Source organism: Amycolatopsis roodepoortensis (assembly GCF_014873915.1).
GTDB lineage: Bacteria > Actinomycetota > Actinomycetes > Mycobacteriales > Pseudonocardiaceae > Amycolatopsis > Amycolatopsis roodepoortensis.
In genome coordinates this window covers 1,684,116-1,698,498 of sequence record NZ_JADBEJ010000004.1, presented here as the reverse complement: position 1 = coordinate 1,698,498, position 14,383 = coordinate 1,684,116, and the positions used below count along the sequence as shown (strand labels likewise).

Below are 14,383 nucleotides of genomic sequence, written 5' to 3'. Positions count from 1 at the left end.
AAGCCCCCAGCAGGAGGAAACAGATGGCACAGAAGGTGCTCGTCTCGCTCGTCGACGACCTCGACGGCACTGAGGCGGAAGAGACCGTCGAGTTCGGTTTGGACGGTGTGAGCTACCAGATCGACCTTTCCGCGGAAAACGCGGAAGAGCTTCGTGACGCGCTGGCCCAGTATGTGGAGCACGCCCGTCGCGCGGGTGGCCGTAAGCGCACCGCCATTCGTCCGGTCGCCGGCGTGAAGGCCGCCGCCCGTCCCGCGACCGTGGACCGCGAGCAGAACCAGGCCATTCGCGCCTGGGCCCGCAAGAACGGCTTCCAGGTTTCCGACCGCGGACGTATCCCGTCCGAGGTCGTGGAGGCCTACCACAAGAAGAACTGAGGTCTTTCAGACCTGACGGCCGCCGGGAATCCGTTCCCGGCGGCTTTCTTGTTCTTGTACACGGTTCAAGCGGGCGTACTCGGTGGGCGCCCATCCGGTCACGGAGCGGAAATCCCGGGTGAAGTGCGCTTGGTCGCTATAGCCCAGCACGGTCGCCAGTTCCGCGTAGTCCGGCCGTTCCTCGGCGGCGATCCGTGCCGCCGCCTCGTTCAAGCGGTATACCTGAATCGCCCATTTGGGGGCGGTGCCGACATGTTCGGCGAACAGGCGTTGCAGGCTTCGCTGAGACAGGCCCGTCCGGCTTGACAGCTCGCCGACTCTGGTAATGGCCGGATCGGCCGCGATTGTTTCCACCGCTTCGACGGCCGTCCTGGCGGCGGCGGTCAGCACCGGATCTTTCGCGAGGAGCAGTTCCTCGCAGCGGCGGACCATTTCGAAGTCGTCCGTCGCATTCCGTACCGATTCCGTCACTCCTTCGGCGCCGGGGAAGAGATCGGTGAGCGGAACGGAACCGCCGGAGATCATCGAGACCGGACCGGTGAGGAATGCCCGGAAAGCCCCCGGCCGGAATCGCACGCCGATACCGTGGTCCGTGCCCGCGACGGTGTAGCGGAAAGGTCGTTTCCCGGGGCCGAACGCGCCGGCCGCGTCGCGGAAGAACGTGACGTTCACCGCGAGATTGGGCAGGACCACCTGTTCCTGGGATGGCCGGCCGCCAAGGTCCCAGCGCAGCACCCAGTGGTGGTCGACGAACGGGCGCAGCTCCGGCGCGGGGCGATGCCGGACGAGGCTGAACTTCGCCTGCCGCGCGTTGACGATCCCCGCCGGGATCCGGTGCCCGCTCACCGGCTCAACTTAGGCCGTGTCCGGTAGGTCTGTTCGATGGTCTTCGTGATCCAGGTGGTTCCTGGTGGTGCGGGCGGTTCGGCCTCGTACCGGGTCGTACTCGGCTGGACCGCCCGTGCCACCAGGGGCCGCCTGGGCGCGAAGACCGCGGACAGAGCTACCGGGCACGGCCTAACCCTGTCGCGTTTCTTCAAGACAGCGCGCCGGGTTCCGTGAACTCATGCCCTCATGTCCGAACACGCTGCCCTGATCGCCCCCGCCGCCGCGGAATTCGCCGGAATCCTGCGCGGGATCGGCGAGTCCGACCTCTCCGCCCGCACCCCGTGCGCCGAATACGACGTCCGTGCGTTGCTGAACCACCTTCTCTACTGGGGCCCCTGGCTCGAAGCCGCCGGACGCAAGGCGGCGCCGCCCGAGGTGTCCTCCGGCGAGGCCGAGGCGGACCTCGTCGGCGACGGATGGCTCGCCGACATCGAGAAGCAGACCGCGCGGCTCGTGGACGTCTTCGGGACGCCGGAGGCGTGGCAGGGGCAGACCACCTTCGGCGACCCGATGCCCGCGTCGATGGCGGGATACATGGTGCTGGACGAGTTCGTCTTCCACGGCTGGGACCTCGCCAGGGCGACGGGCGCGGAGTTCTCCGTCCTCCCCGAAGTCGCCGACGCCGTGTACGCCATCGCGCTGGAGATCGGCGATCAGGCGCGCGCGATGAAGGTGTACGGCGAAGAAGTGGCGGTCGCGGACGACGCGACGACGTTCGAGCGCGCCTTGGGCGCGACGGGCCGCAATCCCGGCTGGACGCCTTAACGAACTCTCGGGCAGCCGTCGCATTCCGATTCCGCGGGAAGCAGATAGTTGAAACAGCAGCCCTCGCGGTTTCGTGTCCATTCGCGGCGTCCGTCGGCTCCCGTGGCCAGCGTCAGCTTCGACGGCGAGGTCAGCGGCGGGAACCGGGCTTCGAGGACCAGGGCGGCGTCCGCGACGCCGGCGCCCTCGGACTCCGGCGTCCCGCCGAGGCGCCCCGCCGACCACAGCGCGTTGTCGAGCGCGTCCGTGGCGGCCGCCCACAACTGCCGACGGCCGAGCCTTGTCAGCGGCCCGTAGACGTCGATGAACCGGCTCGCGTGGGCGACGAACCTGCCCCGCAGCACCGTCGCCAGCGCCCGCTCGTCCCGCACCACGACAGCCCTCGGGTGTGCCGAGCCAGGGTCCGTGGGCAGGCAGTGGAACGTTTCGCCGAGGACGGCCACCGAATCGGGATGGGGCCGGTCCGCGCCGATCCGGAACGCCAGCGCGGACGGCGCCAGCGACGGGACACGGCGTGCGTGATGGAGCAGCATCGCGCCGGCGAGGGCCGGGACGTGCAGGTACCAGGACAGGATCCAGCTCGCCGGGGTCCGCTCGGGGATCCGGGCCGCCTCGGGATACGTCTCGGCCAGCCAGTCGGTGAGCCGCTCCCGCCACCGCACGAGCCGAGCCGGTTCACCGAGCAGGTCGCCGCAGCGGACCCAGCCCGGCTCGTCCGCCGGGACGTCCGCGCGGAGACGGGCGTCCTCGGGCATCCTGGAGAGGGAAGCACGGAGCCCGTTCGACGGGGACGCGAGAGCGTAGTGTCGTGACACACCGGCCTCCCGTCATTAGGTACGCCTTACCTTACATACGGTCCGTGACTACTCCGGACGGGTGTCCATCCACTGGGCAGACCCGTGTTCGCGCTCAGCGGACAACCCTCGTCCGGCGGAATCCGAGCGCGCCTTCGCACGTTGGGCTTGACGTAAAGGTGCAGGGCAACCGGAAGATGAAAGAGCGCACGGCCGGAGAACGGCCGGGGCGCGAACGGGCCGCAATCAGCCGTAGTGGTACGCCAGCGCGACCGCATGGCTACTAGAGTGGTCTCACGGTGCTGAATCCATCGCGGTGAAAGCACGATGGAAACGGGCCGCCGTCGCAGCAGTCGAGGGAGTGCACATGTTTGAGAGGTTCACCGACCGCGCGAGGCGGGTGGTCGTCCTGGCCCAAGAAGAGGCCAGGATGCTCAACCACAACTACATCGGCACCGAGCACATCCTCCTGGGTCTGATCCACGAGGGTGAAGGTGTCGCCGCCAAGGCGCTGGAATCGCTGGGCATCGCGCTGGAGGGCGTCCGCCAGCAGGTCGAGGAGATCATCGGCCAGGGGCAGCAGGCCCCGAGCGGGCACATCCCCTTCACCCCGCGGGCCAAGAAGGTGCTTGAGCTGTCCCTGCGCGAAGCGCTGCAGCTCGGCCACAACTACATCGGCACCGAGCACATCCTGCTCGGGCTGATCCGCGAGGGAGAAGGCGTCGCCGCACAGGTGCTCGTCAAGCTCGGCGCGGACCTCAACCGGGTGCGTCAGCAGGTCCTGCAGCTGCTGTCGGGCTACCAGGGTGGCAAGGAGTCGACCGAGACCGGCTCCGGACGCGGTGAAGGCACCCCGTCGTCGTCGCTGGTGCTCGACCAGTTCGGCCGCAACCTGACCGTCCAGGCCCGCGAAGGCAAGCTCGACCCGGTCATCGGCCGGGGCAAAGAGATCGAGCGGGTCATGCAGGTGCTGTCGCGGCGCACCAAGAACAACCCCGTCCTCATCGGCGAGCCCGGCGTCGGCAAGACCGCCGTCGTCGAAGGGCTCGCGCAGAACATCGTCAAGGGCGAGGTGCCCGAGACGCTGAAGGACAAGCAGCTCTACACCCTCGACCTCGGCTCCCTGGTCGCCGGTTCCCGGTACCGCGGTGACTTCGAAGAGCGCCTCAAGAAGGTGCTCAAGGAGATCAAGACCCGCGGCGACATCATCCTGTTCATCGACGAGCTGCACACGCTCGTCGGCGCGGGTGCCGCCGAGGGCGCGATCGACGCCGCGTCGATCCTGAAGCCGATGCTGGCCCGTGGTGAGCTGCAGACGATCGGCGCGACCACGCTCGAGGAGTACCGCAAGTACATCGAGAAGGACGCCGCGCTGGAGCGCCGCTTCCAGCCGATCCAGGTCGGCGAGCCGTCGCTCGAGCACACGATCGAGATCCTGAAGGGTCTGCGTGACCGGTACGAGGCACACCACCGTGTCTCGATCACCGACGGCGCGCTGGTGCAGGCGGCGACCCTCGCGGACCGCTACATCAACGACCGCTTCCTCCCGGACAAGGCGATCGACCTGATCGACGAGGCCGGCGCCCGGATGCGTATCCGCCGCATGACCGCGCCGCCGGACCTGCGCGAGTTCGACGAGAAGATCGCCGACGTGCGCCGGGACAAGGAGTCCGCGATAGACGCGCAGGACTTCGAGCGCGCCGCCCGCCTCCGTGACGAGGAGAAGACCCTCCTCGGTCAGAAGGGCGAGCGGGAGAAGCAGTGGAAGGACGGCGACCTCGACGTCGTCGCCGAGGTCGACGAGGAGCAGATCGCCGAGGTCCTCGCCAACTGGACCGGTATCCCGGTGTTCAAGCTCACCGAGGAGGAGACCACGCGTCTGCTCCGCATGGAGGACGAGCTGCACAAGCGGATCATCGGCCAGGAGGACGCGGTCAAGGCCGTCTCCCAGGCGATCCGCCGCACCCGCGCCGGCCTGAAGGACCCGAAGCGCCCCTCCGGCTCGTTCATCTTCGCCGGCCCGTCCGGTGTCGGTAAGACCGAGCTGTCCAAGGCGCTCGCGGCGTTCCTGTTCGGCGAGGACGACGCGCTCATCCAGATCGACATGGGCGAGTTCCACGACCGGTACACCGCTTCGCGGCTCTTCGGTGCCCCTCCGGGCTACGTCGGCTACGAAGAGGGCGGCCAGCTGACCGAGAAGGTGCGGCGCAAGCCGTTCTCGGTGGTGCTGTTCGACGAGATCGAGAAGGCCCACCAGGAGATCTACAACACGCTCCTGCAGGTCCTCGAAGACGGCCGTCTCACCGACGGCCAGGGTCGTACGGTCGACTTCAAGAACACCGTGCTCATCTTCACCTCGAACCTGGGTACCTCGGACATCTCCAAGTCCGTCTCGCTCGGGTTCTCGTCCGGCGGCGACACCGCCAACCGGTACGAGAAGATGAAGCAAAAGGTCAACGAGGAAATGAAGAAGCATTTCCGGCCCGAGTTCCTGAACCGGATCGACGACATCATCGTCTTCCACCAGCTGACCAAGGAACAGATCATCGAGATGGTCGATCTCATGATCGCCCGGGTCGAGACGCAGCTCAAGGCCAAGGACATGGAGCTCGAGCTCACGCCCAAGGCCAAGTCGCTGCTCGCCAAGCGCGGCTTCGACCCGGTGCTGGGCGCGCGGCCGCTGCGTCGCACGATCCAGCGCGAGATCGAGGACCAGCTGTCGGAGAAGATCCTGTTCGGCGAGGTCCAGCCCGGCCAGATCATCCTGGTCGACGTCGAAGGCTGGAACGACGAAGAGGGCGAGAAGGACGACAAGGCGCACTTCGTCTTCCGCGGCGAAGCCCGGCCCTCGTCGGTCCCGGACGCCCCGCCGGTGAGCATCGGTGCCGGCTCGACCGAAGAGAACGGTGAAACCGAGGGCGAGTAAGTCCCTTTCGGTTCCGGAAGTGCCCGTCGCGGGTTCGCCGCGGCGGGCACTTTCGCGTTCGTGTCGTCCTTCTGATCACGCGAGTTCGCCTTCCAGTCACGTGAGTTACGCGTTCAATCACGTGAGTTACGCCTTTCCCGCACAGAGGCCTGTGTGCGTGGATGGCCAACTCGCGTGATCAGGTGGACGACACGCGTGATTGGGCGCGTAACTCGCGTGATTGGAAGCGGAACTCGCGTGCTTGGAGTCGTAACTCGCGTGATTGGACGCGGAAGTCGTGCGATCGAGCGCGGGTTATCGCGGCAGGAGGTGTGGGCTCGCGAGGGGTGACGCCTTGCGGCTGCGCAACACCGGCCGGTGTCGAGCGTCGGAAGCGCACCTTCGTAGGAACTCTGGCCTTCGCGCCCTGATCGATATAAGGTCTACATTATGGTCGCCTGATGCAGTGGGAGATCGAACTTCACGACGAAGTGGATCGCTGGTTCGCGGCGCTGTGTCGCGAAGAACCGCGCACGGCCGACCGGGTCGAAGAGGCGATCGACATGTTGGCTCGTGAAGGACCGCGGCTCGGGCGGCCACTGGTCGACCGGATCAGTGGCTCGCGCAGGCACAACTTGAAAGAGTTGCGCCCGGCGTCTGCCGGGCGAACCGAGATCAGGATCTTGTTCGTGTTCGATCCGGCGCGCAAGGCCGTGCTCTTGGTGGCCGGTGACAAGGCCGGCAACTGGAAACGGTGGTACGACATCACCATCCCGATCGCGGAGGAGCGATACCGGCAACACCTGGACGCGATGGAGGAAGGCTGAAATGGGTCGGTCCTGGAAAGAGGTCAAGGCCGAAAAGCTCGCCGCGGACCGTGAGGCGGGGCGCGACGTCGAAGCCGCGCGGGCCGAGGCACGAGAAGCCACTCAGGCGTACATCCTCGGCTTCCGGCTGTCGCGGCTTCGCGAGGACGTCGGATTGAGCCAAGCCGAGGTCGCCAAGCGAATGGGCGTCAGCCAGCCGCGGATCAGCCAGCTGGAGCAGGGTGATCCGAGCCAGATGGAATTGGACACGCTCCGCCGGTACATCGTCGCCCTGGGCGGCCGCATGCGCGTGGTCGCCGATTTCGACGATCACGACGTCACCATCTCCACCGCCGTCTGACCCGGCCCGATATCCCGACCACGCTGGTTGGGCACTTCCCCGCGGAATGCCCGCCGTGCGCGGATGGCGAACTCGCGTGATTGAAGAGCGAACACGCGTGTTTGTAGGCGTAACTCGCGTGATCAGAGGCGGAACTCGCGTGATCGGGCGACGTGAGACGATGCCCTTCGGGTCCGGGAGGGGGTCAGGTGGACGTTCTGGCGATCGATTTCGGTACCTCCAGCACGGTGGGGGTGCTTTCGATCCACGGCAGGGGGACGCAGGTCGTCGAGATCGACGGGTCGGTGACGATGTCGTCCGCGATCTACGCCGACAAGGACGGCACGGTCTTCGTCGGCCGTGACGCCGAACGCCGGGCCCGGCTGGATCCGAGCCGGTTCGAGGCGAATCCGAAGCGGCGCATCGACGAGGGTGCCCTCCAGCTCGGTGACGTCTCGCTTCCCATCGCCGACGCCTTCGCCGCGGTCCTGCGCCGCGTCGGCGAAGAGGCCGAGCTCATACTCCAGCGTCCGCCCGCCCAGGTGCGCATCTCGCATCCCGCGGGCTGGGGCCCGGATCGCAAGCAGATCCTTCGCGACGCCGCGCTCAAGGCCGGTTTCGGCACGACGATGCTCATTCCCGAACCGGTCGCCGCCGCCGCGCATTACGCCTCGCTCAACAACGGTCACCGGCCGCCCGGCCCGATCGCGGTGTACGACCTCGGGGCGGGCACCTTCGACTGCGCGGTGGTCGGGGTCAGCGCACAGGGGTTCGCCGTGCTGGCCGAGGACGGGCTGCCCGACCTCGGCAGTCTCGACATCGACCAGGCGCTCCTGGTGCACATCGGCCGTGAGGTTTCGCATTCCGAACCCGCGCGCTGGCAACGGATCCTGCGCCCGCAGTCGGTCAGCGACCGCCGGACGCGCCGGTCGTTGCTGCAGGACGTCCGCGACGCCAAGGAAAGCCTGTCCCGCCATCAGCAGACCGAGATCCCGATGCCGGAGCCGTTCGGCGACGTGCGGGTGACGCGGATGGAGCTCGAGGCGCTCGTCCGGCCGAGTTTCCTGCGCAGCGCCGAGCTTCTGGCCACCACGATCCGCCGTGCCGGGCTGTCCCCGGACCGCCTCGGCGGCGTCTACCTCGTCGGCGGGCCGAGCCGGATGCCGTTGCTGGCGAGCCTGCTGGCGAATCAGCTCAAGATCGCGCCCACCACGCAGGATCAGCCGGAGACGGCCGTCGCGTTCGGGCTGCACCACGTGCCGGCCGGTGGCGAAGACTCGCAGCTGACGGTGCCCGCCTTCGCGCCGGTCGCGCCGCCGGTGCGGCAGCAGCCCGTTCAGCAACCGCCGGTCCGGCAACAACGTCCGCAGCCACCACGCTGGACGCCGCCACCGCCGGGCCGGAACTGGCAGAAGCCCACGACCTACGGCGTCGTCGCGCTCGCCCTCGCGGCGATCGTGACGACGATCGTCCTGCTCAGCGGCGGCGAAGACGAGCCGGTCGCCGCGCCCGCCCCGGCGCAGCCGGTGAGCTGCGATCAGCCCGGGCCGAAGGACGCGCAGGGGTTCACGGACTGTCTCCGCCGGATCGCCGCCGTCATCCCGCAGCGGGACGAGTGCCGGGACGCGCCCGACGCCGCCACCACGGTGGGTGCGGCGTCCGCGGTCACCTGCGTGTTCAAGGACGACAAGGGATCGAACGCGATCAACTACTACCAGGGCGTCGCGATGACCGGTCTGGAGGACGGCGTCCGGCAGCGCATGACCAAGGGCAAACCCGTCGAAGGCACCTGGGCGGCCGACGGGCTTCGGGGGCGCTACCTGGCGGGCGTGGGCGCGCGAAGCGGCATCGTGCTCTTCGGGACCGAGGACGCGCCGTTGAGCGCGATGCTCGTCTCGACCCGCAGCGACGGCTCCGCGCGGACGACGGCGGAGATGGTCGAGTTCTTCACCGCGCAGCTCAAACCTTGATCAGTGCAGGGTGCCCGCCGGTGTCGAGAGATCCTCGGTCACCGAAAGCGCGGTCTCCACGATGATCTCCAGTGCCTCGGCGGCGCGGTGCACGGCCAGGCTCGGCGCGGTCGTCCGCGCGGCCTGCTCCGGCGTGTACGGCACGTGCACGAAACCGCCGCGAACACCGGGAAAGTCGTTGTCCAGCAAGTGCATCAGCCCGTAGAAGACCTGGTTGCACACGTACGTCCCGGCGGTGTGCGAGACCGACGCCGGGAGCCCCGCGGCCTTGATCCCGGTGACACACGCCTTCACCGGCAGCGTGGTGAAGTACGCGTTCGGCCCGCCGGGGATCACCGGGACGTCGACGGGCTGCGAGCCCGCGTTGTCCGGGATGCGGGCGTCGATCAGGTTGATCGCGACCCGCTCCGGGGTGACGTCGGGACGCCCGCCCGCCTGGCCGACGCAGATCACCAGTTCCGGCCGGTATTCGTCGATCGCGTCGCGCAGGGTGACCAGCGAACGCGAGAACACGCACGGCAGTTCGACGGCGACGGTGTCGTGCCGGCGGCGGGTGAGCAGGGAAACCGCCTGCCACGACGGGTTCACCCGCTCACCGCCGAACGGTTCGAAACCGGTGAGGAGCACTGACGTCATGCCCTCACCCTAACGTGTGACGCTGGTCAGCCTGGTCCTCGTGAGTGGCTAGGACGGTTCTAACCGTCCTAGCCACTCACGAGGGGGAAGGTCAGGCGGCCGGCTTGAGGTCCCCCGGGTAGAGGAACTCGGGTGCCGGTTTGGTGTTGCCGTAGAACCACGCGTCGAAGAAGCCCTGCAGGTTCTTGTGCGCGACGCGTTCGGCGAACTTCTGGAACTCCGGCAGGCTCGCGTTGCCGTCGCGGTGGATGGCGGGCCACGTCTTCAGGATGCGGTCGAACGGCGCCGTGCCGATGTAGTTCTTCAGCGCGTGCAGCGCCACCGGCCCCTTCGAGTACACGTACGTGAACTCGTTGCCGGGCCCCATGTCGTACAGCTTCCCGGCCCAGAAGCGGTCCGTCGCCTTCTGCACGGCGGTCAGGTAGCGCGCCTTGAGGTCCTGCCCCGACTTCGCCTCCGACCAAAGCCATTCCGCGTACGAGGCGAAGCATTCGTTGAGGCAGACGTCCTTCCACTTGTCGACGGCGACCGAATCGCCCCACCACTGGTGGGCGTTCTCGTGCACGATCGTCGGGACGTTGCCCGCCGCGCCCGAGTAGATCGGCCTGCTCAGCGTCTCCAGCGAGAACCCGATCGGCTCGGCGAGGAAGATGCCGCCCGCCGCGTCCACCGGGTAGCGCCCGAACTTCGACGACAGGAAGTCGATGATCTCCGGCAGCCGCGCCTCGGCCTGTTTGGTCGACTCCGGGGTGCCGGGGGCGTAGGCGTTGACGACCGGGGTGCCGTCGGACAGCTTCGTCCGCTCGAACTCCCATTTGTCGATCGCGACCGTCGTCATGTACGGCACGGCCGGGGTCTCTTCGGCCCAGACGTACGTGGTGTTGTCGCCCGAAGCGAACTTCCCGCGCTCGCGGCCGTTCGAGATGACGCCCCATTCCGAGGGCACGGTGACGGCGAGGTGGAAGGTCGCCTTGTCCCGCGGGGTGTCGTTGACCGGGTACCACGTGGTCGCGGATTTCGGCTCGCCCGCGACGAACGCGCCGCCGGATTTCGCGTACTGCCAGCCGTTCTCGCCCAGCGCCGGATCCTCGATCGGCTGCGGGACGCCGTGGTAGGCGACCTCGGCGGTGAACCGCTCGTGGTTCCGCAGCGAACGCGCCGGGGTGATCACGAGTTCGTGGTCGCCGGTCCGGGTGAAGGTCGCTTTCCGCCCGTTCACCTTGACCGAGTCGACAGTGAGCCCGCGCAGGTCGAGGTTGAACGAACTCAGCGCTTGGGTGGTCCGGCCGGTGATCGTCTGGTGGCCGGTGAGCTGCCTGGTGGCGGGCTCGTAGCCGATCTTCAGGTTGTAGTCGGCGACGTCGTAGCCACCGTTGCCGTCCTGCGGGTAGTAGCTGTCGCCCGCGCCGTCGGCGCCGGGTTTCCCGGTGTCGGCGAGGGCGGTCCCGCCGCCGAGGACACTCGCGGCCAGAACGGCGGCGATGACGGCCGTACTCCGGTACCTCATTCACGCTCCCAGTCGATCGGCGGTGACTCGGTCACGAACGTAGCGCCGTGGCCTCGGCCGTCCGCCCGGAAAGATCCTTCGTGCCCGGATAATCCCCACTTCCGTCGCCTGATCGAGGTCTGGAGTCCGAGAGCGCGCTCTGAAAGACGCAGCCTGGTCGGGCTATCCATTTGCGGCTTCTGGAAAGCTGGGGGTCGTGCGTGTGACGCTGCTGGGCCCGGTCGGAGCGGAGGCCGGTGACGGCACCCCGGTCGACATCGGCGGTGCCCGCCTCCGCATGCTCCTGGCCAGGCTCGCGCTGGACCCCGGCCGCGCCGTCCCCGCCTTGGCCCTCATCGACGGTCTCTGGGGCGCGGAGCCGCCCGCCGACGCGGCGAACGCGCTGCAATCCCTGGTCTCGCGGTTGCGCAAGGTGCTGCGTGCCGACGACGTCACCCTGGACTCGGGGCCGGGTGGATACCGCCTGGACGTCGCCCGCGAGGACGTCGACGTGTGCCGCTTCGAGCGGCTGGCGGCGGAGGGGCGCGCGGAGCTGGCGGCAGGCCGGGACGCCGGAGCGGCCGCCATTCTCGCCGAAGCGCTCGGCCTTTGGCGTGGTCAGGCGCTGTCCGACGTGCTCGATGCCCCTTTCGCGCAGGCACCGGCGACCCGGCTCGAGGACCTGCGCCTCGAAGCCGCCGAAGACCGTTTCGAGGCGGAGATCCGGCTGGGCGGGCACGACCGGGTGCTCGCGGACCTGAAGGAGGCGGCCACGCGGCACCCGCTGCGTGAACGGCTCGCCGGGCTGTGGATGCGGGCGTTGTGCGCGGCGGACCGGCAGTCCGACGCCCTCGCCGTCTACGAGGAGGTCCGGGCGGCGCTGGCCGATCAGCTCGGCGTCGACCCGTCGGCCGAACTCCGGGAGATCCATCTCGCCGCGTTGCGCGGTGAACTCGGCCCGCCGCCCGCGGCCGCCGATCATCTCCCGGTCCGGCTCACCAGTTTCGTCGGCCGCGACGACGAGTTGAAGCTGGTCGCCGAGCTTCTCGCGGGTGCGCGGCTGGTGACGCTGGTCGGGCCCGGCGGCGCCGGGAAGACGCGGCTGGCCACCGAGGTCGCGACGCGGCATCCGGCGCACGCGCGCGGACGCGTCTGGTTCGTGCCGCTCGCCGGCGTCCGCGACCCGGGAGACCTGCCCGGCGCGGTCTTCGCCGCACTGGAGCTGTGGGATCTCGGTCTTTCACACGGTGGCGATCCGATGCGCCGCCCGGTGGACGCGCTGGCCAGGGTCGTGGAGACGCTCGGCGCCGGTGAATCGGTGCTGGTGCTGGACAACTGCGAGCATCTGGTCGACGCGGCCGCGGAGCTGACGAACACCTTGTTGCGCCGCGTGCCGACCCTGCGGATCCTCGCGACGAGCCGGGAAGCGCTGGCCATCGACGGCGAGACGCTGTGCCCGCTCGGCCCGCTGTCCGTCCCGGAAGGCACGCCGACCGTTTCCCAAGCGGCCGAGGCGGGCGCGATCCGGCTGTTCGTCGACCGGGCGGCCGCCGTCCGCCCGGACTTCGTGCTCGATGAGTCCACTGTGGACGACGTCGCGCAGATCTGCCGCAGGCTGGACGGGATGCCGCTGGCGCTGGAACTCGCCGCCGCGCGGCTCCGGTCGATGACCGTCGCGCAGATCTCGCGGCGGCTCGACGACCGGTTCCGCCTGCTGACCTCGGGCAGCCGCACCGCGCTGCCGCGGCAGCGCACGCTGCGGGCCGTCGTCGAGTGGAGCTGGGACCTGCTCGACGACGCCGAACGCGTGCTCGCCAGGCGGCTTTCGGTCTTCGGGGGCGGCGCCGAGGTGGAAGCGGTCGAGAGCGTCTGTGCCGGCGATGGCCTGCCCGCCGAAGACGTCCTGTACGTCCTCGGTTCGCTCGTCGAGAAGTCCATTGTGGACGCCATCGCCGGAGACCACGGCGAGCCGCGTTACCGCATGCTGGAGACCATCCGGGCCTACGCGGCGGAACGGCTCGACGAAGCCCAAGAGCGAGAACAGCTCACGAAGGCCTACCACCGCTACTACGCCCAGCTCGCCGAGCGGCTGGAGCCGATGCTGCGGACGGCGGATCAGCTCGTCGCCATCTCGCGCTACGACGCGGAGCACGGCAACATCGTGACCTCGCTCCGCCAGGCAATCGACGCCGGTGACGTGGAAATGGCGACGCGGCTGTTCGGCGGCACCTTCTGGTACTGGCTGGTCAAAGGCGACAACGACCGGGGCGAGTCCTTCGTCGACGAAGTGCTCACCTTCGGAGACCGGCTGGAGGACGACTTCGCGGCCGCGTTCCGGGCGATGCGGGCGATCTCCGGCATGGTGCCCGGCGTCGGCGACCCCGAAGCCGTGCGGGAGCTCATCGACGACTGTGTGCGGACGAACGCGCACACCCGCTTCGCCGGGCTGGCGATCGGCCTGCCCATGCTGGCCTTCTTCAGCCAGAACAAGGAACTGGCGCACCGCGAGGTCGAGCGGGCGCTGGCGAGCCCGGACCCGTGGTCCAGGTCGGCGGGGTCGTGGGCGCAGAGCTTCCTGCTCGCCGACGACGGCGACCCCGAGGGCGCGGAGAAGGCCAGGGACAAGGCCTACGAAGGGTTCACGGCCGTGGGCGACCGCTGGGGCACCGCGATGGCCGTGGGCATGAAGGCGAGCGACATCTCGATGTCGGGTGATCACGACGCCGCGATCGCGCTGTACCGGCGAGGCCTCGCCCTCGCGCTCGAACTGGGCTCGCAGGACGACGTGATCCAGCAGCGCTGGCGCCTCGCGACGGAGTACGCGCGGGCCGGCGACCTCGAGACGGCGATGCGCGAGATGCGCGACGCGGAGCGCTACGCGATCGACACGGGCAACGACCAGCTCGCGGTGATGGTGCTGGTGGGCAAGGCCGATCTGCTCAGCCGCGCCGGGCGGATCGACGAGGCACGCGCGGTCGGCGTCCGGTTCCGCGAGCGGATGGCGACGGTGCCGATGCCGGGCCTCTTCGGCGACGAATTCGGTGGATACATCGACACCGAGATCGCGCTGGCCGCCGGGGACCTGGACGCGGCCGAGCGCGGGGCCGCGGTGGTCGTGAAGTCCACCGCGCAACGCGGCGACATGCCCGACCTCGGCCGGATCGTGGAGGTCTGCGGCCTGATCCGGTTCCGGCAGGGAAGGCCCGAGGCGGCCGTCCGGCTGCTCGGCGCGGCGAAGCTGTTGCGCGGCAGGCTGGACCTCGGGGAACCGGGCATCCGGCAGCTCATCGACGACCTTCGCGAGCACTTCGGCGAGGAGCGCTACGAAGAGCTCCTCGTCCAGGACGCCGGCCTGTCGCGTCCGGACCTGGTCGCCTGGATCTGCCAGGAAGCGAGCGCGTGAAGAAGGGCTCCTC

At 69.0% G+C, this 14,383-nt stretch carries 11 protein-coding genes; 7 read left to right on the top strand and 4 right to left on the bottom strand.

What is annotated here, in order from left to right; translation table 11 throughout:
* The first annotated feature begins 23 nt into the window (after positions 1-23).
* On the top strand, positions 24-377 hold the full coding sequence (locus H4W30_RS18750) for a histone-like nucleoid-structuring protein Lsr2 (RefSeq protein ID WP_005165380.1): 354 nt from the start codon (positions 24-26) through the stop codon (positions 375-377).
* Positions 378-383: 6 nt separating this feature from the next.
* On the opposite strand, the gene H4W30_RS18745 is transcribed toward H4W30_RS18750, so the two are convergent.
* The gene (locus H4W30_RS18745) at positions 384-1,223 is read right to left on the bottom strand and encodes an AraC family transcriptional regulator (RefSeq protein WP_192743950.1); all 840 of its coding nucleotides are present in this window, start codon (positions 1,221-1,223) and stop codon (positions 384-386) included.
* Positions 1,224-1,451: 228 nt separating this feature from the next.
* Between H4W30_RS18745 and H4W30_RS18740 the strand changes: the two genes are divergently transcribed.
* Positions 1,452-2,030 carry a TIGR03086 family metal-binding protein gene (locus tag H4W30_RS18740; protein WP_192743949.1) on the top strand — a complete coding sequence of 193 codons (579 nt, stop codon included), beginning with the start codon at positions 1,452-1,454 and terminating at the stop codon, positions 2,028-2,030.
* On the opposite strand, the gene H4W30_RS18735 is transcribed toward H4W30_RS18740, so the two are convergent.
* Positions 2,027-2,785 carry a (2Fe-2S)-binding protein gene (locus H4W30_RS18735; protein WP_225949380.1) on the bottom strand — a complete coding sequence of 253 codons (759 nt, stop codon included), beginning with the start codon at positions 2,783-2,785 and terminating at the stop codon, positions 2,027-2,029. The two genes, H4W30_RS18740 and H4W30_RS18735, sit on opposite strands and share 4 nt — an antisense overlap.
* Before the next feature lie 406 nt (positions 2,786-3,191).
* Between H4W30_RS18735 and H4W30_RS18730 the strand changes: the two genes are divergently transcribed.
* The 4 genes from H4W30_RS18730 (at position 3,192) to H4W30_RS18715 (ending at position 8,845) form a co-directional block, all read left to right on the top strand.
* Positions 3,192-5,750 (top strand): ATP-dependent Clp protease ATP-binding subunit, encoded by a 2,559-nt coding sequence (locus H4W30_RS18730; RefSeq protein ID WP_192743947.1) that lies wholly within the window; start codon positions 3,192-3,194, stop codon positions 5,748-5,750.
* A 440-nt stretch (positions 5,751-6,190) separates the two neighbouring features.
* Positions 6,191-6,556, top strand: a complete 366-nt coding sequence (locus tag H4W30_RS18725) for a type II toxin-antitoxin system RelE/ParE family toxin (protein WP_126730168.1) — start codon at positions 6,191-6,193, stop codon at positions 6,554-6,556.
* A gap of 1 nt (position 6,557) precedes the next feature.
* A complete protein-coding gene (locus H4W30_RS18720; protein WP_126730169.1) occupies positions 6,558-6,896 on the top strand; it encodes a helix-turn-helix domain-containing protein in 339 nt (112 codons plus the stop codon).
* 188 nt (positions 6,897-7,084) lie between these two features.
* A complete protein-coding gene (locus H4W30_RS18715; protein ID WP_192743946.1) occupies positions 7,085-8,845 on the top strand; it encodes an Hsp70 family protein in 1,761 nt (586 codons plus the stop codon).
* Here H4W30_RS18715 and pcp read toward each other — a convergent pair whose 3' ends face one another.
* Both pcp and H4W30_RS18705 read right to left on the bottom strand, forming a co-directional pair.
* Positions 8,846-9,481, bottom strand: a complete 636-nt coding sequence (gene pcp / locus H4W30_RS18710) for a pyroglutamyl-peptidase I (RefSeq protein ID WP_192743945.1) — start codon at positions 9,479-9,481, stop codon at positions 8,846-8,848.
* Between the two features lie 91 nt (positions 9,482-9,572).
* Positions 9,573-10,988 carry a M1 family metallopeptidase gene (locus H4W30_RS18705; RefSeq protein ID WP_192743944.1) on the bottom strand — a complete coding sequence of 472 codons (1,416 nt, stop codon included), beginning with the start codon at positions 10,986-10,988 and terminating at the stop codon, positions 9,573-9,575.
* A 196-nt stretch (positions 10,989-11,184) separates the two neighbouring features.
* Between H4W30_RS18705 and H4W30_RS18700 the strand changes: the two genes are divergently transcribed.
* On the top strand, positions 11,185-14,370 hold the full coding sequence (locus tag H4W30_RS18700; protein WP_192743943.1) for a BTAD domain-containing putative transcriptional regulator: 3,186 nt from the start codon (positions 11,185-11,187) through the stop codon (positions 14,368-14,370).
* The last annotated feature ends 13 nt before the right edge of the window (positions 14,371-14,383 follow it).